This is a genomic window from Bifidobacterium pullorum subsp. gallinarum, assembly GCF_000741215.1.
Classification (GTDB): domain Bacteria; phylum Actinomycetota; class Actinomycetes; order Actinomycetales; family Bifidobacteriaceae; genus Bifidobacterium; species Bifidobacterium pullorum_B.
Window position 1 is genome coordinate 1 of record NZ_JGYX01000005.1, and the last position, 26,780, is coordinate 26,780.

At 61.9% G+C, this 26,780-nt stretch carries 29 protein-coding genes, 5 tRNA genes and 1 pseudogene; 20 read left to right on the top strand and 15 right to left on the bottom strand.

The window, feature by feature from the left end; genetic code table 11:
• Positions 1-331: 331 nt before the first annotated feature.
• The 3 genes and pseudogenes from BIGA_RS09910 (at position 332) to istB (ending at position 1,808) form a co-directional block, all read left to right on the top strand.
• Positions 332-616: a hypothetical protein gene (locus BIGA_RS09910; protein ID WP_051917126.1), complete on the top strand. Its 285-nt coding sequence runs from the start codon at positions 332-334 to the stop codon at positions 614-616.
• A gap of 19 nt (positions 617-635) precedes the next feature.
• Entirely contained in the window at positions 636-1,025 is a 390-nt protein-coding gene (locus BIGA_RS09915) for a hypothetical protein (protein WP_051917127.1), read from the top strand.
• Positions 1,022-1,808 (top strand): annotated as a pseudogene (gene istB, locus BIGA_RS05670) (IS21-like element helper ATPase IstB). Before BIGA_RS09915 ends, istB begins: the two are co-directional and overlap by 4 nt.
• Positions 1,809-1,874: 66 nt before the next feature.
• Here istB and BIGA_RS05675 read toward each other — a convergent pair.
• Positions 1,875-2,354, bottom strand: a complete 480-nt coding sequence (locus BIGA_RS05675) for a helix-turn-helix domain-containing protein (RefSeq protein WP_051917166.1) — start codon at positions 2,352-2,354, stop codon at positions 1,875-1,877.
• Positions 2,355-2,462: 108 nt separating this feature from the next.
• Between BIGA_RS05675 and BIGA_RS09310 the strand changes: the two genes are divergently transcribed.
• From BIGA_RS09310 to BIGA_RS05705, 6 genes are all read left to right on the top strand, one after another.
• Positions 2,463-3,242: a site-specific integrase gene (locus BIGA_RS09310; protein WP_081929527.1), complete on the top strand. Its 780-nt coding sequence runs from the start codon at positions 2,463-2,465 to the stop codon at positions 3,240-3,242.
• A gap of 194 nt (positions 3,243-3,436) precedes the next feature.
• The gene (locus BIGA_RS05680; protein WP_033505144.1) at positions 3,437-4,648 is read left to right on the top strand and encodes a tyrosine-type recombinase/integrase; all 1,212 of its coding nucleotides are present in this window, start codon (positions 3,437-3,439) and stop codon (positions 4,646-4,648) included.
• Positions 4,645-5,187, top strand: a complete 543-nt coding sequence (locus tag BIGA_RS05685) for a hypothetical protein (RefSeq protein WP_033505146.1) — start codon at positions 4,645-4,647, stop codon at positions 5,185-5,187. Before BIGA_RS05680 ends, BIGA_RS05685 begins: the two co-directional genes overlap by 4 nt.
• Positions 5,188-5,714: 527 nt before the next feature.
• Positions 5,715-6,299, top strand: a complete 585-nt coding sequence (locus BIGA_RS05695; protein ID WP_033505149.1) for a hypothetical protein — start codon at positions 5,715-5,717, stop codon at positions 6,297-6,299.
• Positions 6,289-7,704 carry a YfjI family protein gene (locus BIGA_RS05700; protein ID WP_152595940.1) on the top strand — a complete coding sequence of 472 codons (1,416 nt, stop codon included), beginning with the start codon at positions 6,289-6,291 and terminating at the stop codon, positions 7,702-7,704. Before BIGA_RS05695 ends, BIGA_RS05700 begins: the two co-directional genes overlap by 11 nt.
• Before the next feature lie 382 nt (positions 7,705-8,086).
• The gene (locus BIGA_RS05705; protein ID WP_033505153.1) at positions 8,087-8,404 is read left to right on the top strand and encodes a hypothetical protein; all 318 of its coding nucleotides are present in this window, start codon (positions 8,087-8,089) and stop codon (positions 8,402-8,404) included.
• Between the two features lie 53 nt (positions 8,405-8,457).
• Here BIGA_RS05705 and BIGA_RS05710 read toward each other — a convergent pair whose 3' ends face one another.
• Positions 8,458-8,736 (bottom strand): helix-turn-helix domain-containing protein, encoded by a 279-nt coding sequence (locus BIGA_RS05710; protein WP_033505155.1) that lies wholly within the window; start codon positions 8,734-8,736, stop codon positions 8,458-8,460.
• A gap of 95 nt (positions 8,737-8,831) precedes the next feature.
• On the opposite strand from BIGA_RS05710, the gene BIGA_RS09005 reads away from it, so the two are divergent.
• Both BIGA_RS09005 and BIGA_RS05720 read left to right on the top strand, forming a co-directional pair.
• Entirely contained in the window at positions 8,832-9,299 is a 468-nt protein-coding gene (locus tag BIGA_RS09005) for a hypothetical protein (RefSeq protein WP_051917128.1), read from the top strand.
• Positions 9,300-9,344: 45 nt separating this feature from the next.
• On the top strand, positions 9,345-9,848 hold the full coding sequence (locus BIGA_RS05720) for a hypothetical protein (protein WP_033505156.1): 504 nt from the start codon (positions 9,345-9,347) through the stop codon (positions 9,846-9,848).
• A 150-nt stretch (positions 9,849-9,998) separates the two neighbouring features.
• Here the strand turns inward: BIGA_RS05720 and BIGA_RS05725 are convergent.
• The 5 genes from BIGA_RS05725 to BIGA_RS05745 form a co-directional block, all read right to left on the bottom strand.
• Positions 9,999-10,070 (bottom strand) — tRNA-Glu (locus BIGA_RS05725).
• Between the two features lie 97 nt (positions 10,071-10,167).
• Entirely contained in the window at positions 10,168-10,974 is an 807-nt protein-coding gene (trmB, locus tag BIGA_RS05730) for a tRNA (guanosine(46)-N7)-methyltransferase TrmB (RefSeq protein ID WP_337588873.1), read from the bottom strand.
• Between the two features lie 57 nt (positions 10,975-11,031).
• Positions 11,032-11,955 (bottom strand): ABC transporter substrate-binding protein, encoded by a 924-nt coding sequence (locus BIGA_RS05735; protein ID WP_033505158.1) that lies wholly within the window; start codon positions 11,953-11,955, stop codon positions 11,032-11,034.
• 20 nt (positions 11,956-11,975) lie between these two features.
• A complete protein-coding gene (locus BIGA_RS05740) occupies positions 11,976-13,139 on the bottom strand; it encodes a phosphotransferase enzyme family protein (RefSeq protein ID WP_033505159.1) in 1,164 nt (387 codons plus the stop codon).
• 30 nt (positions 13,140-13,169) lie between these two features.
• A complete protein-coding gene (locus tag BIGA_RS05745; protein ID WP_033505469.1) occupies positions 13,170-13,775 on the bottom strand; it encodes an ECF transporter S component in 606 nt (201 codons plus the stop codon).
• A gap of 338 nt (positions 13,776-14,113) precedes the next feature.
• Here BIGA_RS05745 and galE point away from each other — a divergent pair, with 338 nt between their 5' ends.
• The 6 genes from galE (at position 14,114) to BIGA_RS05775 (ending at position 16,542) form a co-directional block, all read left to right on the top strand.
• Positions 14,114-15,124 carry a UDP-glucose 4-epimerase GalE gene (gene galE / locus BIGA_RS05750; protein WP_033505160.1) on the top strand — a complete coding sequence of 337 codons (1,011 nt, stop codon included), beginning with the start codon at positions 14,114-14,116 and terminating at the stop codon, positions 15,122-15,124.
• A gap of 108 nt (positions 15,125-15,232) precedes the next feature.
• On the top strand, positions 15,233-15,949 hold the full coding sequence (locus tag BIGA_RS09010) for a DUF4190 domain-containing protein (RefSeq protein ID WP_051917130.1): 717 nt from the start codon (positions 15,233-15,235) through the stop codon (positions 15,947-15,949).
• A gap of 126 nt (positions 15,950-16,075) precedes the next feature.
• Positions 16,076-16,149: transfer RNA gene (locus tag BIGA_RS05760), tRNA-Asp, on the top strand.
• 46 nt (positions 16,150-16,195) lie between these two features.
• Positions 16,196-16,271: transfer RNA gene (locus tag BIGA_RS05765), tRNA-Phe, on the top strand.
• 116 nt (positions 16,272-16,387) lie between these two features.
• Positions 16,388-16,461: transfer RNA gene (locus tag BIGA_RS05770), tRNA-Asp, on the top strand.
• Positions 16,462-16,466: 5 nt separating this feature from the next.
• Positions 16,467-16,542 (top strand) — tRNA-Phe (locus BIGA_RS05775).
• A 208-nt stretch (positions 16,543-16,750) separates the two neighbouring features.
• On the opposite strand, the gene BIGA_RS05780 is transcribed toward BIGA_RS05775, so the two are convergent.
• Genes BIGA_RS05780 through BIGA_RS05790 form a run of 3 tightly spaced genes read right to left on the bottom strand, consistent with a single transcriptional unit; the run spans position 16,751 to position 18,803 of the window.
• On the bottom strand, positions 16,751-17,263 hold the full coding sequence (locus BIGA_RS05780) for a low molecular weight protein-tyrosine-phosphatase (RefSeq protein ID WP_033505161.1): 513 nt from the start codon (positions 17,261-17,263) through the stop codon (positions 16,751-16,753).
• A 23-nt stretch (positions 17,264-17,286) separates the two neighbouring features.
• A complete protein-coding gene (locus tag BIGA_RS05785; protein WP_033505162.1) occupies positions 17,287-17,946 on the bottom strand; it encodes a dihydrofolate reductase in 660 nt (219 codons plus the stop codon).
• A 50-nt stretch (positions 17,947-17,996) separates the two neighbouring features.
• Positions 17,997-18,803, bottom strand: a complete 807-nt coding sequence (locus tag BIGA_RS05790; protein ID WP_193345854.1) for a thymidylate synthase — start codon at positions 18,801-18,803, stop codon at positions 17,997-17,999.
• Between the two features lie 227 nt (positions 18,804-19,030).
• Here BIGA_RS05790 and BIGA_RS05795 point away from each other — a divergent pair, with 227 nt between their 5' ends.
• Positions 19,031-19,444: an OsmC family protein gene (locus BIGA_RS05795; protein WP_033505165.1), complete on the top strand. Its 414-nt coding sequence runs from the start codon at positions 19,031-19,033 to the stop codon at positions 19,442-19,444.
• Between the two features lie 160 nt (positions 19,445-19,604).
• On the opposite strand, the gene BIGA_RS05800 is transcribed toward BIGA_RS05795, so the two are convergent.
• From BIGA_RS05800 to BIGA_RS05815, 4 genes are all read right to left on the bottom strand, one after another.
• Positions 19,605-20,645, bottom strand: a complete 1,041-nt coding sequence (locus BIGA_RS05800) for a universal stress protein (RefSeq protein ID WP_033505167.1) — start codon at positions 20,643-20,645, stop codon at positions 19,605-19,607.
• Between the two features lie 169 nt (positions 20,646-20,814).
• Positions 20,815-21,546 (bottom strand): C40 family peptidase, encoded by a 732-nt coding sequence (locus tag BIGA_RS05805; protein ID WP_033505168.1) that lies wholly within the window; start codon positions 21,544-21,546, stop codon positions 20,815-20,817.
• Between the two features lie 124 nt (positions 21,547-21,670).
• Positions 21,671-22,387 carry a CHAP domain-containing protein gene (locus BIGA_RS10145; protein WP_051917131.1) on the bottom strand — a complete coding sequence of 239 codons (717 nt, stop codon included), beginning with the start codon at positions 22,385-22,387 and terminating at the stop codon, positions 21,671-21,673.
• A 204-nt stretch (positions 22,388-22,591) separates the two neighbouring features.
• Entirely contained in the window at positions 22,592-23,593 is a 1,002-nt protein-coding gene (locus BIGA_RS05815; protein WP_033505170.1) for a CHAP domain-containing protein, read from the bottom strand.
• Positions 23,594-23,910: 317 nt separating this feature from the next.
• Between BIGA_RS05815 and serC the strand changes: the two genes are divergently transcribed.
• Positions 23,911-25,056, top strand: coding sequence for a phosphoserine transaminase (gene serC / locus BIGA_RS05820; RefSeq protein WP_033505171.1), 1,146 nt, complete (start codon positions 23,911-23,913; stop codon positions 25,054-25,056).
• A gap of 36 nt (positions 25,057-25,092) precedes the next feature.
• On the top strand, positions 25,093-25,347 hold the full coding sequence (locus BIGA_RS05825; protein ID WP_033505172.1) for a hypothetical protein: 255 nt from the start codon (positions 25,093-25,095) through the stop codon (positions 25,345-25,347).
• Between the two features lie 25 nt (positions 25,348-25,372).
• Here BIGA_RS05825 and BIGA_RS05830 read toward each other — a convergent pair whose 3' ends face one another.
• Positions 25,373-26,650, bottom strand: coding sequence for a sensor histidine kinase (locus tag BIGA_RS05830; RefSeq protein ID WP_033505173.1), 1,278 nt, complete (start codon positions 26,648-26,650; stop codon positions 25,373-25,375).
• Positions 26,651-26,780: the final 130 nt, after the last annotated feature.

The following is a 26,780-nucleotide window of genomic DNA, read 5'->3' on the forward strand; positions in this document are numbered from 1 at the left end:
GCCTGGTGGCGGTTTCCGTATTCGAACATGCGGTACGCGGTGGCGTTGCCCGGGGAGAACGCGGAGTGCGTGTGCGAGGGGCTGCTCGAGGTGTTCGAGCACATCGGCGCCGTGCCGCCGGTGCTGGTGCTCGACAACGCCACCGGCGCGGCGCACCGGGTCTCGTGGGACAGGATCGTGGTGGTGGAGGTGTTCCAGAGGTTCGTCGCGCATCACCGGATCGAGGTCAGGTTCTGCAATCCGGGCGCGGGCAACGAGAAGGGCAGCGTGGAGAACGCGGTCGGGTTCCTGCGCCGCAACGTGATGGTGCCGTTGCCGAACGCCGAGTCGCATGCGCAGCCGGCGGCGGTTCATGCTCTCCAGGTGCGACCGGATCGCCGAGGATCCCCATTACCGCAAGGGCGAGCCGGTCAGGGACCTGTTCGCGCGGGATCGGGAGGCGATGGCCCCGATGCCTGGAACCCGGTTCGACGCGTGCCGGTGGGAGGTGCGCAAGGCCGACGGCGAGGGATGCGTGAGCGTGGACTCGCACCGTTATCTCGCGGGTCCGTCGTGGCGCGGGTGGACGCTCGACGTCGGGCTGCGCGCGTTCGACGCGGGGGATCCGCACCCGTGACGGGCGCAGGGTCGGCAAGTTGCCCCGCGCCTACGGCGGGGACACCGGCACGGTGCGGGATCCGGCGGTGCTGCTGCCCGCGTTGGCCAGAAAACCGCGCGCGTGGGGAGAGAGCCCCATACGCGCGGATTTCCCCGACAGGCTCCGGCTGAGCATCGACGCGATGGAGTCCAGGGAGCGGCAGCGTACGCTCCGGCTGATTCACAGGGCATCGGAGAGCGCCGGATTCGATGCCGCGGCCCGTGCCGCCGAACGCCTCGTGGAACAGGGGCACGGCATCGACGAGGCGAGCCTGATGACGCTGGCGCGCAGGATCGCCGCGGGCGAGACGCCGCACGACGAGCCCGCCCCGGACCTGCACGACTACGACCGGTTCATGCGGCCGTCCGACGACCGGAAGGAGGCATGATGACCAAACCCGGAACCGCACAGCCCGACACGAGACGGCGTCGCGCGTCGACCGGGCAGCTGATGGACGGGATCATGGGACTCGCCCGCCGGCTGCCGCTGACCCGCCAGGTATTGGCCGACCAATTGGAGACGGCCACGCCCGCGCAGACGGGGGTTCATGCACGCGTGGATGAACGCCGAGATCGATTCCCGGGAACGTTCCAAACGCGCGCGACTGCTCAAGCAGGCCGGGTTCCCCCAAACCAAGACGCTCGACGGCTACGACTGGACACCCCTGCGCTTCCCCGTCGACTACGGGCGGCAGGCATTGGAATCCCTCGACTTCGTCGAGCACACGCAGGACGTGGTCATGTTCGGCCCTCCCGGCACCGGCAAGACCCACCTGGCCATCGCGCTGGCCCGGCAGGCCTGCCTGGAGGGCGTACCGACCCGGTTCTTCACCGCCGCCGAGCTCGTCATGCGACTACTGCGCGCCAACGCGGAGAACAGGCTCGACCGGGAGCTCTCCCAGATCGGCAGGGCCAGGCTCCTGGTCGTCGACGAGCTCGGATACATCCCGATCGACGAGGAAGGCAGCCGCCTCCTGTTCCAGGTCGCCGCCAACGCGTACGAAAGACAGAGCATCGTCTACACCACCAACATCGAGTTCAGCGGATGGGGCAGGATCTTCGGCGACCCCAACACGGCACGCCGCTTGTCAATCGACCGCACCGTCCACCACGGCAGGATGATCAGATTCGAGGGCGACAGCTACCGCAAAACCCACGCCCTCATGCAATAACCCAGAAACCACCGACCGGACAGGCCCAGCCACGACAAACCGGCAACATAACGACCGGTAACCCGGTCAACTTCCCCACGGTAAGACGGCACACGCCGAGTTGACAAAATACACCGACTCCAGCTCCTCGACCCTACGGCGCAACGCCTCCACGTCATCGCCGCCCCCGGCATCCGCCCCGCCCCGAGGACGGACGGACGCCGATTTCCCGCCCTGGGCGGCATTCTGGTTCCGGGGCTGCAACGCGGCCATGCCGCCCCTGCGGTACGCCCTGACCCAGTTGTGCACCGCACCAACGCTCACGCCAAGCTGTTTGGCGGCCTGCTTCTGCTGCATGCCGCCCAGCACCAGTTCGATCGCCTTCCGTCTTGTCTCCAGAGGAATTATGGGTTTGGCCATACGGCCAGCATACCGGGGATCCATCGCCAGCCAGCGTTCCAGGCACTGTCTGGTCGGATAGCCCAGGCACTCCACCACCTGCGCGGTGGTCATCGGCGTTGTGAGGTATAGCTCCACCGCCCTCGAACGCTCCTCAAGACTGAACATACGAGAAACCTTCCGCTCAGTCTCCAAGAAAACGTCCGCAGCCCCAATCCATGCGAGGACATCGAGCTGCCCGACAGCAAACCCATCAAACCACGACGATACCTCACGATGCCCGAACTGCTTACGCTGGCGGAGGCGGCAAGCAAGCGCAAGAGCGGAGACTTCTCCACCCTGATTCTTTTCATGGGTACCACCGGACTTCGGTTCGGAGAGGCCACGGCACTGCGCGTCAAGAACATCGACTTCGACCACAATCGAATCCGCGTATGCGAAAATGCGGTCTGGACCGGCAAAGGGATGCATGTCAATTCCGCCAAGAACGGTGAAGACAGGACGGTAGTATACCCGCGAAAGCTGCTGAGCGATCGACTGAGGACATCCTGTCAGTGCAAAGACCCCGATGCACTAGTATTCGAACGCCCCGGCGCAATCAACGACGGTCGATGCCTGACAGAGAACGACTACCTCCGCCCACCGAACAAAACTGGATGGTTTGAGGCTTCGGTAAAGCAATCGGGTCTACCACGCCTGACTCTGCACGATTTGCGCCACACGGCAGTCAGCCTTGCCGCACATGCACGAGTGCCTGTCACAGTTATACAAAGAATCGCAGGACACAAAACCGCAACAATGACCATGGACCGATACGCCGACCTTTTCCCCGATGACCTGACCATATACGGGGAACGCATGGACGCAGAGGCGGAAACCGCCATAAGATCGCTCGCCAATCGTCAGCAAGATAATTCCGACAGCAAAAGTCCCTTTGAAGTCCCAAACAGTCGCATCGAGAAAAAAATAAGGCCCGAAACCATTGAGATTCCGAGCCATATTCAGCTTGCGCCTTCAGTACCCCCAGAGAGAGTCGAACTCTCGTTGTCAGATTGAAAGTCTGACAATAAACCTTTTTTGTTGATATTCCGCCATTCTTGATTTTAAGCTGCTTTATAGCTTCTCAAGCTTACTGTTTATTGGCTTTAGGTCATGTTAGAATAGTTCATAAAAGGTCAGGTAATACCAGCAAGTAGTCACACAGTAGTCACATGTGGGACTAATCGTGGGACTAAAAACTGGAGGTATAGATGGCACGGCGTAAAACCCCGACGGTCGAATACACCATCAATGGTGTTACCCGTGAGCGTAAGAAGCGGACGGAAACGTTCGGTACACTCGAAATGCTGAAATCCGGTAAGTGGCGTGTGAAGTATTATCTGAACGGCCACCGGTACGCCACGCCCGCTTTTGACGACAAGATGGAGGCGGAACGCTACCGCGCGGAACTCGAAGCGGAGCGTAGGGCCGGTACCTTGAAGCCTCCCGCGGCCATCAAGGCCACGAACTTCAAAGAGTACGCCCACACTTGGGTGGAACAACATAGAACCAGCAAAGGCAAGGCTCTGGCACCACGAACGAAGGCGGAGAACCTGAGGATGCTCAGTAACGGGTTGAGCTTCTTCAACCCGTATTCGCTGACCGATATTGACGCGCCTCTGATTCGCAAGTGGCACGCTCAGCGCTGCAAGAACGCAGGGGCCACGACGGCGGGCAACGAAGCCCGCGTACTCAAGGCGATACTGCAAACCGCAGTGAACGACGACGTTCTGGAGAAAAACCCCGTGCCGGGGGAACTCACACGCTCCAAAACAGGCAAAGAACACCGTGCGCCGACCACTGGCGAGTTAAAGCGTATCCTCGACCATTTGGAGGGACAGTGGCGCGTAGCGGTGCTGATAGCTGCATTCGGGGGCCTTAGGGCCGGTGAATTGTCTGCCTTGGAACGGCGGGACATCGAGGTACGTAACGGACGTGTTGTCATTCATGTGACGAAACAGGCACAATGGCTTGACGGCGAGTGGATCGTGAAACCCCCGAAGTCCGTAGACGGCGTGCGTTTCGTCACATTGCCGGAATGGATAGCCCCCGATGTCGAGACGCATTTACGCAGGAACGTCAGCCAGTTCCCGAACTGTCGCGTGTTCGTCCCTAGTCGTGGTGCCAAATACGTAAGCACGGCAACGTGGGGGCGCGTGCTGCACAAGGCAATGGCCGACGCAGGTATAGACGCACCGATACATTGGCATGATTTGCGACATTACTTTGGTACGGAACTAGCCAAGAACGGTGTAGGTATCAGGGAATTGCAAGCGGCATTGGGGCATGGCACGCCGGCCGCTTCGCTGTCGTATCTGGAACAAGAGCACGGCTTGACGGCTGCGCTCGCCGACAGACTCCCAAGGCTTGGGGATAGTTCAATGATCGAGTTTCCGAGAAAGACAGAGGTGCGAACAGCATGAGCGACTGGAGGCAGTGGCGCGAAGACGAAGCATATGAACGCATTGGGTATTGCAAAGCGCATAAGATTAAGCCTTTGATCAACAAGGACGACATACAAATCTACCCAATGAAAGAACGTAACTCATTTGCCGTGCATCTTAACAGCAAGGGGCTTTCAAAGAGGGAATGGGAAAAGCTGCAATCCTTACTGGACGAAACAAAGGGCATTGTAGACGTTGACGAGTACGGAAACCTTTACACTAAGCATTACACCAAGCGCAAAGATTCCGCCTTCGGTTTCTCACACAGAATCGAACTAGACCGACGAAAGGGAGTGCAGTATAAAGTAGATGAATATTACTTCGTTCTCGACGGATCAGATATGGGATATCGAATCGGCACAGGACGCCTTGACTCCGAAGGCAATCTGGAGATTCACGAGACTCCCCATGCATGGCGCAGTTGCAAGATATCGTTCAACGTCAATCGTCAGATCAAGCCCATATCTTTGGGAGAACTTTATGATGCAATATGCACTTTAGGTCACGATTGTCCGTAAAGCTGTTATTATTGGTTTTTGCCACCTTGTAAGGCAAGCGTCAATCATCGGACGTTCCGCGCAAGCGGGTCAACAGGACTCAAAGCAGTATGAGACGGCGTGAGGTGAAGCCCAAAGGGATAAGTGTATTCACTGACAGGGCATGAAGAGACGTGCGGCAATCGTCAACGTAGATGATTAAACACGAAAGTTTTACCAATGAACGCTCTTTTAACACGTTCAGAAGTTGTTGCCGTCACTCATACCAGTACCAGTACCGTAAAACGCTGGGAAAAATCTGGAGAACTCCCACGCGTCAAACTGGGAAGACCCAAACCCAATCGCGTCCGAGATAATCGCCCGGTCAGATTCCGCGTCAAGGATGTCGCGAAACTTATCGGCGTCACTCCCGAAGACATTCAAACGGCGCTCGCCGGGACTACGGGGGTGACGAAATGAAAAAGCCCCAGTATTCCGACACACTGAGGCATGGCGCATGCTTCAATACTATCGAAACGTCTCAAATACCGTTCGATACAAGCCGTAAGATGAATACTCGAGAGCGCTCGCTATACGAACTTCTGTATCGCATATTCACATGGTTGATGCAATACGCCTTCGGCCCTTACTGGCATACGACATCACCTCGCGCTCACGCGCTTGCGCATATGCTTGCGCTCACGGCCTATGCCAACTACATCACTCAAGTACCATTGGCATTCGAGGCATCGGGAAAGAATTTGCCGGCACGCCGATTACTGGACGCTTTCTCGTTTCTCGTATCGGACTGCGTTGTCAACGTGTCACCTGTTCATCGTCCTATTGCCCGCATAGATGTCAACTTGTGTGAAATCGACAAGCATACCGACATGCTGGCCGAACTACCGTTGCTGCCATCGCTTGCTGTCGCCGACCGTGGCACGGCTGCCACGCTCAGGCGTGACATGGTGACGGATGCCGGCGAGCGCTGGCAGCATATCCTGACGAACGGCGCGGAGTGGAGCAAGGTGGTGACATCCGTCGCCCGTATCGCTGGCGGCATATGGGAACAAGTTGCGGACTGGCTCATGCACCCAGACAGGATACCGATAAGCGTCCCGGTCGATGACGGGGAGGCATCCAATGGCAAGTGAATCGCAGCCGATGACCGAGAAGGAGTTTTGGCAGTCCTCCGCGCAGCGTCAGTATATTCGTGACTATGCGAGGTATACGCGTACGTCGCCGGATGCTGTGCTGGGTGCCGTATTGGCCAGGGTGGCGACCGTGACTCCTCCGAACGTGGTGGCCCCCGCGTTCACCGGCGCGTCTCCCAGTGGGCTTGCCATGTACGTGGCAATAGTCGGCAATTCCGGTGACGGCAAAGGGTTGGCCGAGGGTGTGGCCCGCAAGCTGATTCCCGATCTGCTGGATGCAGGGGAAACACAGCCGGTATCAGGCGAGGGCTTGGCGACCTTGTTCGCCGGACGCCGGCCGTTGTCCGAGGACGAGAGGGAGAGCCGAGACCGCGGTGCTGAACTGTATTGCGTGAATCAACGTGCCTTGCTCAGCGTACCGGAGATAGGCAATCTCGGGGCCACGATGAGCCGGACAGGCAGCACTCTCGAACCCGTGCTGCTCTCCGGATGGAGCGGGGAACCGTTGGGCGGGCAGAATGTGGACGAGAACAAGCGTCTGCGAGCGCCCGCCTACGGCTACCGGTTGAGTCTCATAACGGGCGTACAGCCGGCGAACGCCGGCATACTGGCTGACCGTGACGGCTCCGGTTTGCCGCAGAGGTTCCTGTGGTGCGACACCAAGGATTCCCAAGCGCCCGACAATCGGCCGCCTGAGCCATCGGGGATGTTCACGTTCGACGTCGATAGACTAAGGGTGTTGCAACCGTCCGACATAACGTTGAACGCATTGTATAGGGCTGGCGCTCGCGAACGCATGCCCCGTCCGGAGAACGGCGGAGACCCTTACCCGCTGCACATCATGCGATACCCGGACGAAGTGTATAAGGCGGTGGATCACGACCGTGTGATGGCGTTGCACGGCCAACGACAGGACGGCATGGATGCGCACAGTCTGCTGCTGACCATCCGTGTCGCCGGACTGCTGGCCCTGCTCGAGCAGCGCGACGACCTGTTGGCAGTCACTTTGGATGACTGGAAAGCCGCTCAATGGCTTGTCAGGCACAGCATCGAGACCCGCGAGCGTTGCATATCCGAGGGACGGAGGATAGGCAATCGGAAACGCGCCGACAGGATAGCGGACGGCATCGAATCCAAAGCCCTCGGGCAACAGGTGGCCGAAGAACGCAGGGAACAGGAACGGCAACGTCGCTTGCAGCGGTGTGTGGACTGGATACCCGTATACCTACAGGACAATGATCCAAGCAGGATAGGCGTTCCTGAAGGAATACTGCGAAACAACCTCACCAAGGCCGACAGGCCATATCTCGGTGAGGCGATAGCCGAGCTATTGAAATCGAGGGTCATCGAGGAACGCCAAGGCGTACGAGGAGGAAAAAGGTACGCGCTCGCCGGCGCGATGTAACGCGCCTACCTACCTAGATAGGACTTCACGCCTACTGACGTAAGGAAACTAGGCTGCCTATACAACCCGACGAGACCGCCTATATTGCCTATATAGATATCCTATATAGGCATTATATAGACAAGCGACGGGCTTGTATAGGCAGTCGAAAACCTTGAAACGCCAACGAAAACACCCTATCTAGGTAGGTAGGCAACGCCAGCCCTCAAAACGGCTCTACGACGCCATACAAGCTCAGGACAGCAAGACCGCGCAGCCCCACCGACAGCATTCCGCGGACGCGATGCCCAACAAACGTTCACAAACCAAGAAAACAGAACGCCGGAGCTGCCGACTCCGACAACGCCGGTGCAAACCAACTCATCCATAGACAGGAGGAAACATGACAGACAGACCGTCACCGATAAGCGGAACCGTGCCGCCCAAGCGTACACGGTTCGGACAGCCCGGCGCGAACCCGAGCGGGGATCAACAGGCCGCCGCCAACGCCAAGCATCTGAAAAACAAGCTGCTCGCCGCGCTCGCGGCCAACCCCGACGAACTGGCGAAACTGCTCGATGACCCGAAGACCCCGGCAATCATCCGCAAGCTCACGGCACCACTCAAGCCATCCCAGTTCACAGCCCTCGAAGCCCTCACACAGCCATCAACAGGAGAACTGCGCTACATACTTGACCTGTACCGAGAAGCGCTGAAATAGCCGCGCACCGGCTTTTATCGGCACGACCATACCGGCCGACAGGCCTGCGAGCGCTACCGCGCCCGCAGGTCGGGCCACGGCTCGGGTAGCAGTTCGTCCACGGTGACGCCGAGCACCTGAGCCACGGCCATCACGTTCAACAGGCTCGGGTTGGACGGCGTGCCGGGACGCGACTCGCCACGCTCCAACTGCTGAAAGGCGAAACGCGACAGGTTGGCGTTGTACGCCACATGCTCCTGACTCATGCCCAACGCCAGCCTGCGGCGTTGGACGTTCAGCCCGAGTTCCTTGGCGTACGACGCCCATCCATCGGGCAGCGGGGTGTGTGGCATGGTTGTCAAGCTAGAACCCCGCACACTAAACTATGGACTTACCGGTAAGGCATAATCAGTAAAGCCTTACCAAGAGCACACAGAAGGGACCGACGATGGGACTATTCAACAATCTCAAAGCGCAGGCAACGCAGCTCGCCAAGGACGCTGGACAACAGGCGCTCGAAGCCGTGGCGGAGGCCAAAGCCAACGCCGACGCCGCAAAGGCCGAGAAGAAGGCGGCCGCCGAAGCGCGCGGCAAAAAGGTCGCGTCGTTCGAGGCCGACAAACAGAAATTCACGCTGTACGAGCACACCATCGACAAGGACGGCGATGAACAGCCTCTGGCGGCAGTAACGGCCCGGCTGGAGGCTGGCGAGGAATTGCAGTCGCGTGTCACAGCGACCCGTGTGGCGCTCTTGGGCGCGTTCGCGCTCGCGGCGAAGAAGAAGAGCGGCGGCACCAAGTTCCTGACCGTCGAGGGGCCAGAGTTCATGTGGGGTGCCGAGGTGGATCGCAAGTCCATCAAGGACGCGCAGAAGTTCATGGTCGCGGTAAACAACCAAGTCAAGAAGAACCACTAAGGCCAAGCAGACCGAAAGAGACAACGACACGGGAAGGGAAGCAACATGCCCAAGACAAATCGGAATGTCGAGACGACAGCGAAGCCGTTCTGGAAGCGCTGGTGGTTCTGGGTCATCGTCGTGCTGGTGATTGCCGCCATAGGCGGCGCGACTGGCGCAGGCGGCGGCACGGATGCAAGAACCGGCCAGACGCAGAGCGCCAGCACAGCCACGGATACGCAGCAGCAACAGCCCGCCGAACCGCAGCAGGAACAGGCGGACGGCGAGACGATCCCCAACGACGGGGACGTGACAAGCGGAGGCATCGGCTACGGGGAGGCCGTGATTGCGTGCGACAACGCGGCCCGCGAACAACTCTTCCCCGGCTCCAACTACGAAAGCAGCCCCCTACTCGGTCAGCAGAAGGGACAGGTCGGACTTGAGCCCACCCAGTACCTCGCCACCTACAACGTGACCGTAGACGGACGCCACACCGCCATCACATGCCTTGTGGACGGCACCAAGGACAACGTCAACGTCATCAGCGTCAACGAAACAGAAGCACGATAGACAAGCCTTATACCTGAGTAAAAACAACTCAAAGTAGCTTGCGAGCGCTTGTTATCAGACAAAATAACGTGACTTTTAGTCACACAGTAGTCACACGCAATAAAATCAAGGGCCCCGGGGAAGTCCTCGGAGCCCTTGATTTTACTTGCGTACCCCCAGAGAGAGTCGAACTCTCGTTGTCAGATTGAAAGTCTGGTGTCCTAACCGTTAGACGATGGGGGCAACGAATTAGAAAGTATAGGCGAGACCATAAGCGGGTGCAACACGGCGTGTCGCTCACGCCCGCCGAACCTGAGGGCGGGGCGGCACGCCGGACACCTCACACGGCCCGGTAGGCGAAGTCGTGGATCACACGGCCGGCCTGAAGACCCTTGCGCTCGAAATTGGTCAGCACGCGGCCCTCGAAGCGTGGCGACTCGACGAAGTCGGCATGAGGCAGGCCCGCCGCCTCATCGGCGTTGCCCTTGCCGACGTGCTCGGTCGGCAGACTGACGGTCAATCCGCCCACGTTCTCGAAGCCGGGCATGGCGTCCATCACCTCATGCACATGCAACGCATAGTCCTCGATGTCGGTGGCGATGCGCCACAGGCCTCCGGGCACCAGCGCGCGACGGATCTCCCCGGCGAGCGCGGGCTGCACGATGCGGCGCTTGTGATGCCGCATCTTGGGCCACGGATCGGGGAAGTACGTCCACACCTCGGCCACCACGCCGTCGGCCATGACCTTGAACAGTTCGGGGGCGTTGACCTGCGCGATGCGCAGGTTGCCCAGCCCCTGCTTACCGGCGAGCAGCATGGTGTGGGCCACGCCGGGGTCGTACACCTCCAGCGCCAGGAAGTTCATGTCAGGGTGCGCGGCGGCTGCGGCGACGATGTTCTCGCCCTGCCCGGTACCGATCTCCACGATCAGCGGGTTGTCATTGCCCCACGTCCGACACACATATCCGCCGTCGATCGTCACGCCGGGGCGTACGTCCAGCGACCCCTCCCCCGCGTTCACGTCCAGCAGATACTCGCCCGCGTAACGGTCCCATGCGCGCTGCAGCCGTGCGTCCAGACGGCCCGACCTGCGCACGAAGGACAGTACGGGGCGGTTCCTCAGCTGTTCGGTATTGCTCTCCTGCATAGCACCCATTTATACCGATGAGCCTCGAACACGCCCCTGCATCCGTCATGAAGCCCGTCACCAAGGCAGGTAGGCGTTTGTCACAGCGCCCGCTTCGATGGCCGCCAGCGACTCCTCCTCCGGAACGGTCATGAACCCCTGTTCGGTCATCCAATGGTTGTACCGACGCACGAAGTCCACGTCCAACGGTCCCCAATGTCCGGCAGCATCGAACCAGGTCGGGGATACGACATCCAGGGTCTTGTTCAGCACCGCGGGGCTAACATTAGCAAGAGGGTCCTGTAGGGCGGCCATCACGGCGGCACGATCGTCCGCAGCCATACGGTAGCCCGCAGCCGTGTCCGCCAGAAAGTCGCGGACGAGTTGCGTATTGCGGTCTAGAAATTCCCTGCGCACACACACGTAGTACGAGTAATGAGGGGCGATGTTCAGAGAGTCGAACGGAATCGTCACCACCTGGTCGAGCGGGCCGGACCCCTGGAACGGCTCCCACCACACCACGTTGACGAACGCATCAAACATGCCGTTCTCAATCGAGCGGAAGTCAGGTTCCCACCCTCCGGTCGACACGACGTTGACCTTCTCGATGTCACCGCCGTCCGCTCCCATCGCTTCCTTGAGCTCAGCGAACAGCCGATATGCGGCGGCGGGGAACCCCAGCGTGCGCCCTTCAAGATCGCGGAAACGGGTAATGCCGCTACCTGCCTTGGTCACCACACCACCAACCTGGCACTGGTTCAGTGCGGCGACAGCCACCAGGCCGGTTTCTCCTCCCTGATGCGAGAACAGGTCCTTATGTCGTACCAATGCCACGTCACATTCGCCGCGGGACAACAGCGCGGCCGGCGAGCCACGGAAGGAGTCGCCGTTGTGGAATTCGACGTCCATGTGGTGACGTGCGTAGTCACCGTTGGCTCGGGCCAGGTAGAAGCCTGCATGGTTGGTCCATGAGTGGATGTATTCAAAACGGATGTTGAGCATATGTTTCTCCTTGCTGTAGGTTAGGCCGCCATGCGGATGGCGTCCAGGTATCGTTGCCCGGATGGTCGGGCGAACCATGCGGTGTGGCCCATCAGTGAGATGTCGTAGCACCATGCTGCGTCCTGAGGTCGATGGGTGCCTTCCACGTAGTAGGCAATCCAGTTCAGTGCCGCCTCGGACTGACAGACCGGCAGCATGTCCGCAACCAGCGCCAAATCCGACGACGACAGCGGTATCACGCCGTTGTAGCCGCGAATAATCGCCGCGGCCGTGTCGGCGCAGTAGGCATCATCATCGCCGTTCATGATGGATACGAACCGGATGGTGTTGCGTTCCAGCGTCTCCACTAGGTCGAACAGCGCCGTGTTGCGGTCGGCCAAGCCGAAGTCGAAGATGCTGGACGGCCGGTCGCCCTGCCACAGGAAATTCGAAATGTGAGGGTCACCGTGTGTCCAGCACGACGGCAATGCCCCGTAGGGGCCGCTCACCTTCTCTACGTAACGCCGGTGCAGATCCAGATCCTGCATGAGATGGCGATCAGTGGACTTCAGGTAGTCGCGCACCACGGGGCGCTCCTCCAGCCAGGCCTTTACCGCCGCGTCGAAATCCGCGGTCGCAAACAGGCCGAACCGGTTCTGGAACGGGTTCGGCGCCGCAGGTCTCGGCGCGTCATATCCCTCCGCCGCCATGGACATGCGCGCCATGAATGCGCCGAGTTGTTCCGCTTCGGACACCGTACGCGGAGGATCCCAAGACAACGCATCGATGTACCGGTCGTCGCCTTCAGCCTTAGCGCACACCTCGTACACCGCGCCACCAATCGTCAACGCGCTATCCGTCGCCCAGATCGGACCACCTGGCGCAGAACCGCCCAAGTCGTCGGCGAACGGCATGAACGTCGGCGTGGATATACCCCGCTTAGCCAGATGATGGACGAATCCGTGATACGGCAGAATCGAAGCAGCGTCGCGTACCGAGAGGGCGTACCGTTTGATGAACACGTCCCCTTCGTTCGCACGAATCATCACGCCGGCTGCGGTCGGCCTGCCGCTGCGGGTCAATAATTCTAGGGCGCGCAGCGGATGCCGCAACCGTGACAGCACGTCCGCGGCTTCGGCCAGTGTAATGTCGGGCCAACGCTGTGCAACGATGTCAAGTTGAGGATCTCCAGTGACATTCTCCATATCGGCGTTCCCATTCCGTTGCTGTCTTGATCAGCGGCGCGTGTCGCGACCACTGGCAAAATGTCCCAATGCGCCGGTCGCGGCGATGGCCTTGTACAACGCCCACATCAATGCGCCTGCAAACACCGCGCCAGAGATTACCGAGCACACGAACCCAATGATGATGAAGTCCATGCCGTACCCCTGGTAATACATAATCCATGAGATGATCATGCCCGCCAGTCCGGCCATAGCCCCGGACAGCGTGGCGACGCCCAAGTTCCAGATTTTGTATGCCACGATGGCGAAGGCGATTTCAGCCCCGAGCCCCTGCACTAAACCCGGGATGATTGTGCCGAGACCTCCCCAGTGACTACCCAGCACCGCTTCCACAAGGGCAGCAATCAGTTCAGCAAAGATCGCAGCTCCCGGTTTGCGCACTACTAGAGCAGCCAAGGGTCCGGCGAAGTAAAACAGACCCCAGGTGAGTGCCTGTAGCCCCGGCACCACCTGCATCAACGTAGACAGCGGCACCGTAACCATGCCCAATCCCCAAAACACCACGCCTGAGGCCACCGCGATAACCGCCGTCACTGTGACGTCCACAACGCGCCACCTGAGCAAGCCTGACGGAGCGGTTTGTGTGGATTCCACCATATATATCATCCTCGCTTTCCTGATCGGTCGTACACCAAGCGGGGAATCGTCTTCGACGACATCAAAGGCTCCGTTCGCCGGTACTAACCGGATCACGTTCAACGGTCGGATCAACCCTCTCAGCTCGCTTGCGCGGCTCCCGTGCTTGATGCCACCCAGCATACGCACGTCGTAGTACAACCATTGATCATGACAACACGAATGAACACACCTTTGTGCGTTCGTGTTTGCATGCTATACTGAAACTGTTCAAAAAATAACAAAACCGGAGCAAAAGTGAACAGCGGGTGTTCACACGGCATCCGCACACCAAACTCCGATGAGTGAAAGGTCGGAACATGACTGTTCTCGTCACCGGTGGGTGCGGCTACATCGGCGCCCACGTCGTTCACGCTCTCCATCAGGCCGGCCAGCGGGTCGTCGTTGTGGACGACCTCAGCTACGGCAAGCCCACCCGCATCGAAGGTTCCCGACTGTACGGCATGGACGTCTCCGCCGCCGGCGCCGGCGAGCGCCTGGCCGAGATCATGAAGGCCGAGGAAGTGGACGCCGTCATCCACTTCGCCGCCCGCAAGCAGGTCGGCGAATCGGTGGAGAAGCCGCTGTGGTACTACCAGCAGAACATCAACGGCATGCTCAACGTGCTGATCGGCATGCGCGATTCCGGCGTCAAGAAGCTCGTCTTCTCCTCCTCCGCCGCCACCTACGGCGAGCCGCCGGTGGACGTGGTGCCCGAGGACGTGGTGCCGATGTTGCCGATCAACCCGTACGGCCAGACCAAGCTGTTCGGCGAGTGGATGGCCCGCGCCTGCGAAACCGCCTACGACATCCGCTTCTGCGGCCTGCGCTACTTCAACGTGGCCGGCTGCGGCCCGGTGGAGCTTGAGGATCCGGCCATCCTCAACCTCATCCCGATGCTGTTCAACCGCCTCAAGCAGGGCAAGGCCCCCGCGATTTTCGGCGACGACTACCCGACCGACGACGGCACCTGCGTGCGCGACTACATCCACGTCTCCGATCTGGCCGACGCCCATGTGGCGGCCCTGGAGTACCTGGACCGCGACGAGCGCAAGTACGACGTGTTCAACGTCGGCACCGGCGAGGGCACCTCGGTGCGTCAGATCGTGGACGAGGTCAAGAAGGTGACCGGCCTGCCGTTCACCGAAACCGTCATGCCGCGCCGCGCCGGCGACCCGCCGCACCTGATCGGCTCCCCGAAGCGCATCAACGAGGAGATGGGCTGGCACGCCAAGTACAACGTGGAGGACATCGTCAAGTCCGCGTGGGAGGCCTGGCAGGCCAACCCGGAGCATCACATCGACGTCGAGACCTGGAAGCAGGCCGACTGATCGGCTCCCGCCGCGCCCTGAGCGGAGCGTGGCGATTCGGGCGGGGTGCGACCCATCGCGGGCCGCACCCCGCCCCGTATATGCAGGTCCTGCGGGTAGACTGGAACCATGACGGCAACCAATCCATACATCCCGCAACCGGACGACCAGCACACCTCCACGCAGTACGGCTCCCCCGAGCAGCCCCAGCAGGCGCAGCAGACCTATGGACAGTACCAGGGCCAGCCGTACACGGACGGCGGCCAGACGCCGCCCGAACAGCCCGCATACGGCGCCCCATACACCCAGCAACCGTACAACGCACAGTACGGAGCCTCCTACAACGCCCCGTATACGGCCCCGTACACCCAGGGCTACTACTACGGGCAGTCCGCGCAGACCGATAAATGGAACGGACTGTGCATCGCCGGATTCGTATGCGCATTCATCATCCCGCCGATCGGCCTGATCCTCTCGATCGTCGCCCTGGTCCAAATCAACAAATCCCATGAGAAGAGCAAGGGCATGTCCATTGCGGGCATTGCGATCAGCGCGCTGGGCACGTTGTTGCTGGTGGCCTGCATCGCGTTCGCGGTTTGGGTGATCGGCTTCACCTTCGACTACATCGACGAGCACCCCGAAGTGTGGGATGACGACAGCCTCTCCCAGTACGACGGGCAGATCTGCTTCGAAGACGGCACCTGCATGGATACGCGCGACCTGCCCGACGATTTCAGCCTGCCGGAGTACCTTGACGAATTCGCCCGCTCCACGCAGGGCGATTGGGTCGACACCTGGCAGACCGCGCAGGGATCGGCTCCGATCACCATGGAACTCGTGGACTGAACGGACGCCCGCGAGCCGGATGACATGGGCGCAAAACCGCGGAATTCCAACGAGACACGCGGAGACTTGCATACTTTGTCATTCTGAGTAATATTTCTATTCGGCTTCTCGTTCAGAGAACGCCACGGCCCCGTAGCTCAGTTGGTTAGAGCGCCGCCCTGTCACGGCGGAGGTCGCCGGTTCAAGTCCGGTCGGGGTCGCGAATAGTGGAGACCCGGTTTTTACCGGGTTTTTTCAACTGTTCATGGCTCTGTAGCTCAGTTGGTAGAGCGAACGACTGAAAATCGTTAGGTCAGCGGATCGATGCCGCTCGGAGCCACCACCGCAGCCCCGCCACCGCGCGGGGCTTTTTGTTTCCGACACGCCGGCGACACGATTTGCATAATACGCAGAACCCTGTAATATCTCTTCTTGGCTTCTTTTCCGAAAGAACGCCACGGCCCCGTAGCTCAGTTGGTTAGAGCGCCGCCCTGTCACGGCGGAGGTCGCCGGTTCAAGTCCGGTCGGGGTCGCTCATGGCTCTGTAGCTCAGTTGGTAGAGCGAACGACTGAAAATCGTTAGGTCAGCGGATCGATGCCGCTCGGAGCCACCACCGTCGCCCCGCCACCGTGCGGGGCTTTTTTCATACCGCATACGATGCAGTACCCTGCCCCGCCCCTCAACGCACGCAGGCCGTGACCGACGTCCAGAGGCAGCTTCTCCCCCAAATCGACGCCGTATAGCCGTATAGCCGTATATGAGTGATGGCCGGCCGCATTCCTGCGACCGGCCATCACTGATACGTCGTCGTTTTCACATCGTCAGGCGAGCTGACGCTCCACCCAATCCACGATGTACGGGGCAACGTGCTCGATCTGGTCGATGGCGACCTCGAATTCATGCGAACCGCCGTACCAGGGGTCAACCAGATCGATCTCATCCTCACGGCCCGCAGCGGGCTGCTTCAGATCCGGATCGAAGCTGCGGTACATATGCACCTCGGCCTGCTTGTCGGCCGGCAGCTGGCGCTTCAGCGCCCGCATGTGCGAGGCCGTCATCGGCAGGAACAGATCGGTCTCCTCAATCTCATCGGCCTCGATGCGGTGCGCGAAATGACGGGCCGGCAGCTCGTAGCCACGCGCCTTCAGCACGCGCACGGCACGGCGGTCGATCGGGTTGCCGTACTCCTCATCGCTGACGCCGCTGGACATCACGCGCACGCGGTCGCCCAGCCCCCGGCGCTCGAATTCGGCGCGCAGGATGATCTCGGCCATCGGAGAACGGCAGATGTTGCCGGTGCACACGGTCATCACGGTATACGGGTGAACGCTCATATCGGTACTATCCTCCGTACGAATCAACGGGTCTTGCGGTAAGTGACGTAGCGGAAGCCGCGGATGCCGCCCTCGGACTTGGCCGGCATCAGCCACGGTGAGGTGTCGGCCACGCGCCACAGCCCGGACTCCAGCAACGCATCCATATCGGGCGCGTACGTGTCGGCCTCCACATCGGCGCGAATCTGCGTCACATACGCCTTATCCGCCTGCGGCAGCGCCTCGTTGAACAGCTGCGCGCCGCCGAGGATCCAGATCTCGCTGCGGTCCATGCCATCGTCCGGAATCGCCTCCTGACGCGCCAGATCCAACGCGGCCTCCAGATCGCCCACCACCGTGGCCCCCGGCGCCGCATAGTTCGGGTTGCGGGAGATCACGATATTGTCGCGATTCGGCAACGGACGGTACTTGGCGCTGAGCGACTCCCAGGTGCGCCGGCCCATGATGACCGGATGGGAGATCGTCAGCTCCGTGAAATGCTTCAGGTCCTCGGGCAGATGCCACGGCATGCCGCCGTTGACGCCGATGGCGCCGGCATGACCTTCCTTGTCATGCGCTTCGGCCCAGATCAGGTTCACCGAGAACGTCTTGGGGAAGTCGTCTCCCCAATCCTCCTCTTCCTCAAGCCCGGCTGCCCCGGGCTCGGGTTCGTGATAGCCACTGAGGCTACTATCGTGCTCCATTTCATTCACTCCTTGGGTACGTGGAACTGGCACTCAGTGTATAAGGCGGCTCAGACCGCGACCGGAGCCTTGATGGTGGGGTGGTACCGGTAGTTGACGATCTCGAAGTCGTCATACTCGTAGTCGAACAGGGAATCGGCCTTGCGGATGCGGATCTGCGGGTACGGGTACGGGTCGCGGCTCAGCTGTTCGAGCACCTGGTCGATATGGTTGTCATACACGTGGCAGTCGCCGCCGGTCCAGACGAACTCCCCCGGCTCCAGCCCCGCCTGCTGCGCCATCATCAGCGTGAGCAGCGAGTAGGACGCGATGTTGAACGGCACGCCCAGGAACATGTCGCAGCTGCGCTGATACAGCTGGCAGGACAGTCTGCCGTCCGCCACGTAGAACTGGAACAGGGCGTGGCACGGCGGCAGCGCCATCTGCTCGACCTCGGCGGGGTTCCAGGCGCTGACCACCATACGGCGCGAATCGGGGTGATTGCGGATCAGGTCCAGCACGTTGGCGATCTGGTCGATGGTGCGGTTCGGATCCTCGGGGGTCGGCGCGGGCCAGCTGCGCCACTGCACGCCGTACACCGGACCCAGGTCGCCGTTCTCGTCGGCCCATTCGTCCCAGATGTGCACGTTGTGCTCCAGCAGCCAGTTGATGTTGCCGCCGTCCGAGCCGCGCAGGAACCATAGCAGCTCATAGGCCAGGCCTTTGAAGAACACCCGCTTGGTGGTCAGCAACGGGAACGATTCGGACAGATCGAACCGCATCTGCTGTCCGAACAGGGAGATCGTGCCGGTGCCGGTGCGATCGGATTTGAGCGTGCCTTCGGTCAGGATCCTCCTGACCAGGTCCTCATACGGCATGGGGATGTCCGTGCGAGGACGGGCGGGGATGCGGGTGCGGATGTCTGCGAGCTGTTCGGGTGTCAAAGCCATGCACCTCAGTCTAGCGGGACGCATGCCTGAACACGGGCCCGTCCGTCCACGGCGCAACCGACGGCGCTGCTGTTCGCGGACGGCTCACCATGGATGCGCGCCGATTCGGATACATTGGATATGTACCTGCGTACAACGACCAAGGAGGTTTAGGCATGGGCAAGCGACTGTGGGTGGAACGCAACAAGGATGGTTCCTGGGACGCGTTCAGCGATGACGGCGCGCATATCAAGTTCGGCAAGGGCAAGGGGCAGTTCTCCCCGGGGGATCTGATGAAGATCGCCCTGGCCGGCTGCGCGGCGCTTTCCAGCCAGTTCGCCATCGAGCACACGCTGGGCGAGGGCAAAGGCGCGCGCATCGTTGTCGACGGCACCTACGATGACGCCGACAACTCCTATATCAACTTCAGCGAGCAGCTGGTGGTGGACGCGGTGGATGCCGGCCTGAGCGACGCGGACGCCGACAAGCTCAAGGAGCGCATCACCCGTCATATCGACAAGGGCTGCACGGTGTCGCGCACCTACGTGCACGACACGCCGGTGCGTCTGGATGTGACCGTGCGTCACTAACGGACGTCCACGGGGTACTGGCCCGCACGCCGGGAGACGCCCCGTATACCCGTATATGAATGGCGGTCGCACCGGTTCGTAGGATCGGTGCGACCGCCATTGATATACGGGGACGACCGACCGTTATGCGTCGGTATCGACCGCCCCCGATAGGTGCGGATCAGCTCTTGTGGAGCGGATCGATGGCGGATTCGATGTCGTGAGCCTGCTCGATACCGGCCGTGGGCACCGAGACCTCCTCGACGCCGCTGATGTCGTCGATGGGCTTGGTCGGCACCTCCGCCGGCGAGCTGGGCACCGTATCCAGTCGCGTCTCCGCGGCCTCCACATACTTGCGCGGCACGACGTACACCGGATTGACGGCGTGCTGCAGCAATCCCTGGCTGGTGGAGCCGAACAGCAGTCCGGTAAAGCCTCCACGGCCACGGGAGCCCACAACCACCACATCATGGGTATGGCTGGCCTTGGTCAGCGCGTCCACGGCGGAACCCGGTACCACGGACTTGTTCAGCTTGAGGTTGGGGTACTTCTCAAGAATCGGCGAGACACGGACGTCCAGGTCCTCCTTGAAGGCGTCCATCACGCCCTGGTCGCCGTCCACGCCCTGCATCTTCGGCACGGCGGAGATCACGTCGAGTTCGGCATCCCATGTCGCGGCGAAGTCGGCGGCGATCTCCAACGCCTTGATGCCCCACTTCGATTCGTCGGAACCGACGGCCACCTTGGTGATCGTGTTGTTCAGGTGCATCGGGTTGCCTTCATCATCGGTATACGGCACCACCACGATCGGGCAGTACGCGTACGCCGGCAGGCTGGAGCTGGTGGTGCCCAGCAGACGCTCGGCCAGACCACCCTTGCCGCGGTTGCCGATGACGATCAGGTTGTAGTTGCGAGACAGTTCCACGAATACGGAGGCCGGGTCTCCGGTGACGATCAGTGTGGCGGCCTCGACGCCCTGTTCGTCGGCAATGGCTTTGGCCTTGGACAGGATCTCCTGGGCATCGCTATGCGCCGCGTTGTCATCCCCCATGGCGGTGTACGTGGCGTCGAATGAGACCGCGGCGTAGCTCGGCAACGAATACGCACAGACGATCTGCAACGTCAATCCGGCGTGCTTGGCGTAATTCGCGGCCCACCACGTGGCCTTGTAGCTGGCGTGCGAGCCATCCACGCCAACGAGGATCGCTTTGTCGTTAATCATGACGACCTCCCTTGCAATACTGGCGACGCCGCTCCGCATCGCCTTAGCACTACAATACCGCGGGATTCCGGGAAGTTCCGGTAACGCTGTGAGAAAACCCTCCACAAACGTCTCGACGCGCCCCGCAGGCGAGGCGCGTCGAGACATTCGTGTGAAGACGGTTTACGGCTCAGACCACACGGCGGATGGCGTAGCCGCCGCCCGGGAACACCCAGGCGACCGCCGCGGTGTTGGTGCCGGCACCGTAATCCATGGCGTTCATCACCATGCCGTTGCCGATGTAGATGGCCGCGTGGCCGGCGCTGGCGATGATGTCGCCGGGCTGGGCTTCAGCCAGGCTGCCCACCGGCGAGCCGACGCTCATCATCGCGCCCGAGGTGCGCGGCAACGAGACGCCGAACTGGGCGAACACGTACTGCACGAATCCGGAGCAATCCCAGCCGGACGGGCTGGTGCCGCCGTACAGATACGGATAACCGATGAAATTCAGCGAATACTCCGCGATGGCGGCGCCGGTGGCGCTGGCCGGCGGAGTCGGCACGGACGCCGCGGCGGAGCTGGTGGTGCTCAGCGATTCACGCGCGGCGGAACGGCTGGCGGCCTGCGCAGCAGCGGCCTCGGCCGCGGCCTGTTCGGCGGCCTCGGCGTCCTTCTCCGCCTGGGACTTGGTCTGCGGCACATCCAGCGCCTCGATGCCGCCCCAATCGGCATCCTGATCGACGGAGGTGGAGGTGGATTCGGCGAACAGATCCTTGCGAACCGTGGTCACCTTGGGGAACGAACGAGAGGAGGTGGCGACCTCCGCATCCTCGGCGGAGGCGACGGGAGCCGTTGCCACGAACAGCGTACCTGCGGCAACGAGCGCGGTCATGAACGAAACGGTCTTACGTGCAATACTCATCAGTTTCACTAAGTTACCCCACGCCGTGTACATTCCAACGCACCGGCCCCGGCATACAAAACCGGCGCGATTCCAAGGAATCACGCCGGTATCACCGTCCGTACGCCGTATCCGGCGACCGCGGTCAGAAGTGGATGTACTGGTAATTGGCCGTATCGGAGAACACGCGGGTGCTGGAGAAGTAGCCGGGGAATCCGGAGCCCATCTCCGAGACACGCACGCTGCCGTCGGGATAGATCTCCTCCACAATCGCCACATGGCCGTAGCCCCACGAGGAACCGGCCTGGCCACCCTGGAAGACCATGATGTCGCCGATCATGCGCGGCGTATTGTCCACCCAGTAGCCCATCGCGGCCGCGGATGCCGCCCACTGGGCGCCGTTGCCGAAGAACGAGCCGACCGGCAGACCCAGCTGGTGGCGGCGCTCGTACGCCCACCACGTGCAGTTGTTGGCGGCGTAACGGTTGCCGACATCGCCGATCTCATGGTTCGGGTTGAATCCCGCCGGCGCGATGCTGTAATCGATGTTCGTGTAGCTCGCCAGACCGGAATCCGTGCCGGTGCGGACCTGGGAACGGGACACCGTGGACGACGCGGTGGCAGCGGCCTGCTGTGCGGCCTGGCGACGGGCCTCCTCCTCGGCGCGCTGCTGTGCGGCCTCGGCATCCTTCTCCGCCTGGGACTTGGTCTGGGGAACGTCCAACGTCTCCACGCCGCCCCAGTCGGTGCCCTCGTCCACCGCCACGGAGGACGATTCGGCGAACAATTGGCTGCGGCCTTCGTTCATGCCGCGGAACGAGCGCACGGACGTGACCGGGGAAGCCTCCTCGGCCGCGGCCATGGACGGCAACGATACAACGCCAACCACGCCAAGGGCAATCACTGCAGCGGCGGCGACACAGGATCGGGTAAAGCTTGTCATCAACGCCTTAGCGTATCATCACAGCTCTATCACATCGGGCGTGCGGCGAGCGGGAAAGGATTGCGGGACATAACGACACGCCGCAGCGATGCCGCCACGGCCCTTGTTCATCCGCAATACGTGTCAGTAATGGATGAACTGGAAGTCGCTCGGATTGGTGTACGTCTTGGAGTAGGTCTTACCGTTCATCGACGCGCCGCACTCGGAGGTGACGATCGAACCGTCCGGGTTGATCTGCTCGACGATCGCCACATGGCCGTAGTAGCCGTCGGCGCCGGCCTGGCCGGCGGCGAACACCATGATGTCGCCCACATGACGCGGGGTGTTGTCCACCCAGTAGCCCAGGGCGCGAGCGGAATTCGCCCACATGTTGCCGTTGCCCATATACGAGCCGACCGGCAGACCCAGCTCATGGCGGCGCACATACACCCACCACGTGCACTGGCTGAACGAGTAGGCGTTGCCGCTGTCGCCGGTGGCGTGGTTCGGATTGAACCCGGCGGGCAGCACGTTGTAGTCCTGATCCATCAGAGCCGCCACCTGCGGGTTGTTCGCCAGGGAGCGCGACATCTGATTCACATCCAGCTGCGAGGCGTCGCCGGTGGCCTGCCATTCGCCTTCGCTGGAGATCTGGGCGGTATCGGCGGACGCCGCGGTCTCCTGCGACGCGGCAACCGTATCGGCAACGGCGCCATCGGACAGGGCGCTCAACGGCGCACGATCCTCGGAACGGGACACCACATCGGTGGTGATGCGCTTGAGCTGGGTAGTGGTGGTGGCGGTATCGGCCAGGATGCTGCCCTTGATGTCATCAGGCCCGGCCAATGCCACGGCGGTGGCCGCCGTGCCGACAAGCGCGGCGAGCGAGGCCGAGGTAAGGATGTGGGAACGACGCTCGGCGGCCCGTGCCGCCTCACGCAGTGCGCGGCGGGTCTGGGGAGCCACCTCGTTGAGACGCTCGACAACCGCCTGATCCAGCCCAAGGACGGCACCGTTAGACTGCGTCATCTGTGCCATGCGCACCGCCTTGGCGCTGTGCGCACCGCTGCCGCTCGAGAACAGGGAACGGGACGTGCGGATATACTGGCGCGAGTTATTGGCCGCCTGATGGGCTGCATGCCTCATATCTCAATTGCTCCTTGCCGGATTCCTGGCGTCTCACCATGGAGACGTCCTGCCGTCACGGTTGTTTACCGTACAACAAGCCCCGCCCAAACCAGTCGCCTCATCGACGCACATCCCCCGAAACCACACCGGCCCGTCACGGCGAAACCGTTGCAATCGCGGTGTTTGCCCCATTCAGGCATGGTCCGGCCGCCGTGTGCCGACCCTTGTGAGCATTCCGGGCGTGTCACCTCGGACCCGCCGTCCCGCAGCACAGCATGTGTCCAGCAAACGGTCAGAATATGGCGCAATCCGCCCACAGGGCTAGGCTGGTTCGCATGGCCACCATCACGATTCCCCCATCCATGTTGCCCGAGGACGGACGCTTCGGTTCGGGACCGAGCAAGATCCGCCCCGAACAGGTGCAGGCGTTGGACGCCGGCGCCACCACGGTTCTGGGCACGTCGCACCGTCAATCCACCATCAAGCAGATCGTCGGGTCGATTCGCGCGGGGCTGGCCGAATTCCTCCGCATTCCCGATGACTACGAGATCGTGCTGGGCAACGGCGGCGCCACGGCGTTCTGGGACATGGCCTGCGCCTCACTGATCACCCGGCGGGCAGCGTTCGGCGTCTACGGGTCGTTCAGCGCCAAATTCGCCGACTCCGCGGCCTCCGCCCCGTTCCTGGAGGATCCGGTCGTCTACCGGTGCGAACCCGGCGACTGCCGACTGCCCGAATACACCGAATACGTGGATGCCTACTGCTGGGCCCATAACGAGACCTCCACCGGAGTCGCGGCCCCGGTGCATCGCATCGCAGGCAGCCTGGAGCAGGGCGCGCTGACCATCGTGGACGCCACCAGCGCCGCCGGCGCGCTGCCGGTGGACATCAGCCAGACCGACGCCTACTACTTCTCCCCGCAGAAGGCGTTCGGCTCCGACGGCGGACTGTGGATCGCGGCGCTCTCCCCCGCGGCGATCGACCGCGCCTACGGCATCGCGCAGAGCACCTCGCTGGAAGGCGTGCTGCGCTGGATTCCGCCGTTCCTGTCGCTGAAATCCGCCATCGAGAACTCCCGCAAGGACCAGACGCTCAACACGCCCGCCATCGCCACGCTGATCATGCTCAACGAGCAGCTGCAGTGGCTGAACAACAACGGCGGCATGGCATGGGCCACCGCACGGTGCGCCAAGAACGCGTCATTGCTGTACCAGTGGGCGGAGCAATCCGATTACGCGCATCCGTTCGTTGCAGACCCCGCACTGCGCTCGAACGCGGTGGTCACCATCGACCTCGACGACCGGATCAACGCCAAGCAGGTCACCGCGGCGCTCCGGGAGAACGGTATCCTGGACACCTCCGGCTACCGCAAGCTCGGGCGCAACCAGCTCCGCGTCGGCGTGTTCCCGTCGGTGGAGCCCGCGGACGTGGCGGCGCTGACGAACTGCGTCGATTACGTTGTCGGTCAGCTGTGGGAGTGATTGCCGGCCGTGTCGGTTCCGAGATAGAGTACTGTCATGAAGTTCGCCCCGATCATTGATCCCAACGCGCGCAAACCGGCACCGAAGCCCGTGCGCGTCGATTTGCGCAAGGCATTCACCATCGGCACCATGCTGTGGATCGTCGCCGCCATCATCTGCCTGATTCTGCAGCACTTCGGGCTGGTGTCGATCAGGGTGACGCTGGTATGCGGCATCGGCGTGGTCATCGGACTGATGATGCTCGTCTGGGAACATTTCGACCGCTGGGACTACCGCCGACTGGGAGAATAGCCCCGGGCCGCATCACGCCCGCCGCCTACCGGGCGACGGGCAATGACAACGTGAACGTGCTGCCCTGCCCCACACGGCTCCACACCGATGCGGAACCATGGTGGGTCAGCGCCACATGCTTGACGATGGCGAGGCCCAGGCCGATGCCGTCCTGCGTGCGCTCGTTCTGGTTGCTGCCCCGGTAGAACCGTTCGAACACATGCGTCTGCTCCTGCTGCGGGATGCCGCATCCGCAGTCGATGACCCGGATCTCCACCGTGCCGCCATCCTGGGCCGCGCGGACGACGATGGTGACGGACCCACCGTCCGGGGAGTACGCCACGGCGTTGTCCACCAGCTTGGCAACGGCGATACGGATCTGCTCGGTATCCCCGTGAACACGTATATCGACGTCCCCGGTCAGCGAGAGGTGAACGCCGCGGTCCGCAGCGCTCGCCTCCGCGGCCGCGACGACGGCCTCCAGCGGTTCGCGCAACGCAATGACATTCGCGGCCGACGGGGTGATGGGCTCCTGCGCCTTAATCAGCAGGAGCAGATCCGACACCATCCGGTTCAGATGGCCGCAGGTCGTCCGCACCTGCCGTGCATCCCGCGCGATACGCTCCCGGTCGCCCCCGCCCTGTTCCAGGGAATCCGCCAGATTCATCAGCGCCTCGGTGGGCTTCAGCAGCTGTTCGGAGACGTTCGTGATGAACGAGTCGCGCGTCTGGGCGAACCGGATGACGTCGCTCAGATCCTCGATCATCACCACCACGAACCGGTCGCTGATGCGCCCCACGGTGATCTTCAGCCAATTCGGGCGGGTCACCGACCTGCGGCGGCGACGCTCCTTGGCCTCGGCGCCCAGATCGTCGAAGGCATGCTCATACTGCCACGGCGTGCGGGTCTCCACGTTGAACTGCGCGCGTCCGCCATGTTCGCGGACCTCATGGATCTGCTCCAGCACACGTTCGTCGGCGATCGCGTCGTCAATCACCACACCCAGGGTATATGCCGCGGGGCTGGCCCTGACGACCTCGTCGTCGTCATCCACCACAATCGACGCCCCCGGCAGCACCGACAGCAGCGATGCCGTGGAATCGTCCAGATCATCATCCTCGTCCTCCTCCGCTTGCCGACGATGCGGCAGGACACGCTGCACCTCCGCCTCCAATCGGCTCACCGGCGACGCTCCCCCGAACAGTTTGGCCACCACCGGGGTGATCCGGTCCACCACGAAGAACCCGACCGTGACGGCCACGGCCACGCCCACAATGCCGAACGCGACGAAGATGAGGATGCTGGGATCGATGAATTCAGGCATAGGGTCATTCTCGCACAACCGCGGCAAGATGAATGACAGGTGAACCATCCGGTGAATTCTCAGCCAACAACGGGTAGCCATTGACTACGTTGTCCGCAAAACACCGCCAAAAATATTACACTGGTTGAGG

Bases quoted from the DNA above. Each gene is read 5' to 3' on its own strand.
- BIGA_RS09910 (WP_051917126.1), top strand. From the start codon at position 332: ATGCGCAGCCGGCGGCGGTTCATGCTCTCCAGGTGCGACCGGATCGCC.
- BIGA_RS05675 (WP_051917166.1), bottom strand. From the start codon at position 2,354: ATGTTCAGTCTTGAGGAGCGTTCGAGGGCGGTGGAGCTATACCTCACA.
- BIGA_RS09310 (WP_081929527.1), top strand. From the start codon at position 2,463: ATGCCCGAACTGCTTACGCTGGCGGAGGCGGCAAGCAAGCGCAAGAGC.
- BIGA_RS05680 (WP_033505144.1), top strand. From the start codon at position 3,437: ATGGCACGGCGTAAAACCCCGACGGTCGAATACACCATCAATGGTGTT.
- BIGA_RS05685 (WP_033505146.1), top strand. From the start codon at position 4,645: ATGAGCGACTGGAGGCAGTGGCGCGAAGACGAAGCATATGAACGCATT.
- BIGA_RS05695 (WP_033505149.1), top strand. From the start codon at position 5,715: ATGAATACTCGAGAGCGCTCGCTATACGAACTTCTGTATCGCATATTC.
- BIGA_RS05700 (WP_152595940.1), top strand. From the start codon at position 6,289: ATGGCAAGTGAATCGCAGCCGATGACCGAGAAGGAGTTTTGGCAGTCC.
- BIGA_RS05705 (WP_033505153.1), top strand. From the start codon at position 8,087: ATGACAGACAGACCGTCACCGATAAGCGGAACCGTGCCGCCCAAGCGT.
- BIGA_RS05710 (WP_033505155.1), bottom strand. From the start codon at position 8,736: ATGCCACACACCCCGCTGCCCGATGGATGGGCGTCGTACGCCAAGGAA.
- BIGA_RS09005 (WP_051917128.1), top strand. From the start codon at position 8,832: ATGGGACTATTCAACAATCTCAAAGCGCAGGCAACGCAGCTCGCCAAG.
- BIGA_RS05720 (WP_033505156.1), top strand. From the start codon at position 9,345: ATGCCCAAGACAAATCGGAATGTCGAGACGACAGCGAAGCCGTTCTGG.
- trmB (WP_337588873.1), bottom strand. From the start codon at position 10,974: ATGCAGGAGAGCAATACCGAACAGCTGAGGAACCGCCCCGTACTGTCC.
- BIGA_RS05735 (WP_033505158.1), bottom strand. From the start codon at position 11,955: ATGCTCAACATCCGTTTTGAATACATCCACTCATGGACCAACCATGCA.
- BIGA_RS05740 (WP_033505159.1), bottom strand. From the start codon at position 13,139: ATGGAGAATGTCACTGGAGATCCTCAACTTGACATCGTTGCACAGCGT.
- BIGA_RS05745 (WP_033505469.1), bottom strand. From the start codon at position 13,775: ATGGTGGAATCCACACAAACCGCTCCGTCAGGCTTGCTCAGGTGGCGC.
- galE (WP_033505160.1), top strand. From the start codon at position 14,114: ATGACTGTTCTCGTCACCGGTGGGTGCGGCTACATCGGCGCCCACGTC.
- BIGA_RS09010 (WP_051917130.1), top strand. From the start codon at position 15,233: ATGACGGCAACCAATCCATACATCCCGCAACCGGACGACCAGCACACC.
- BIGA_RS05780 (WP_033505161.1), bottom strand. From the start codon at position 17,263: ATGAGCGTTCACCCGTATACCGTGATGACCGTGTGCACCGGCAACATC.
- BIGA_RS05785 (WP_033505162.1), bottom strand. From the start codon at position 17,946: ATGGAGCACGATAGTAGCCTCAGTGGCTATCACGAACCCGAGCCCGGG.
- BIGA_RS05790 (WP_193345854.1), bottom strand. From the start codon at position 18,803: ATGCCGTATGAGGACCTGGTCAGGAGGATCCTGACCGAAGGCACGCTC.
- BIGA_RS05795 (WP_033505165.1), top strand. From the start codon at position 19,031: ATGGGCAAGCGACTGTGGGTGGAACGCAACAAGGATGGTTCCTGGGAC.
- BIGA_RS05800 (WP_033505167.1), bottom strand. From the start codon at position 20,645: ATGATTAACGACAAAGCGATCCTCGTTGGCGTGGATGGCTCGCACGCC.
- BIGA_RS05805 (WP_033505168.1), bottom strand. From the start codon at position 21,546: ATGAGTATTGCACGTAAGACCGTTTCGTTCATGACCGCGCTCGTTGCC.
- BIGA_RS10145 (WP_051917131.1), bottom strand. From the start codon at position 22,387: ATGGCCGCGGCCGAGGAGGCTTCCCCGGTCACGTCCGTGCGCTCGTTC.
- BIGA_RS05815 (WP_033505170.1), bottom strand. From the start codon at position 23,593: ATGAGGCATGCAGCCCATCAGGCGGCCAATAACTCGCGCCAGTATATC.
- serC (WP_033505171.1), top strand. From the start codon at position 23,911: ATGGCCACCATCACGATTCCCCCATCCATGTTGCCCGAGGACGGACGC.
- BIGA_RS05825 (WP_033505172.1), top strand. From the start codon at position 25,093: ATGAAGTTCGCCCCGATCATTGATCCCAACGCGCGCAAACCGGCACCG.
- BIGA_RS05830 (WP_033505173.1), bottom strand. From the start codon at position 26,650: ATGCCTGAATTCATCGATCCCAGCATCCTCATCTTCGTCGCGTTCGGC.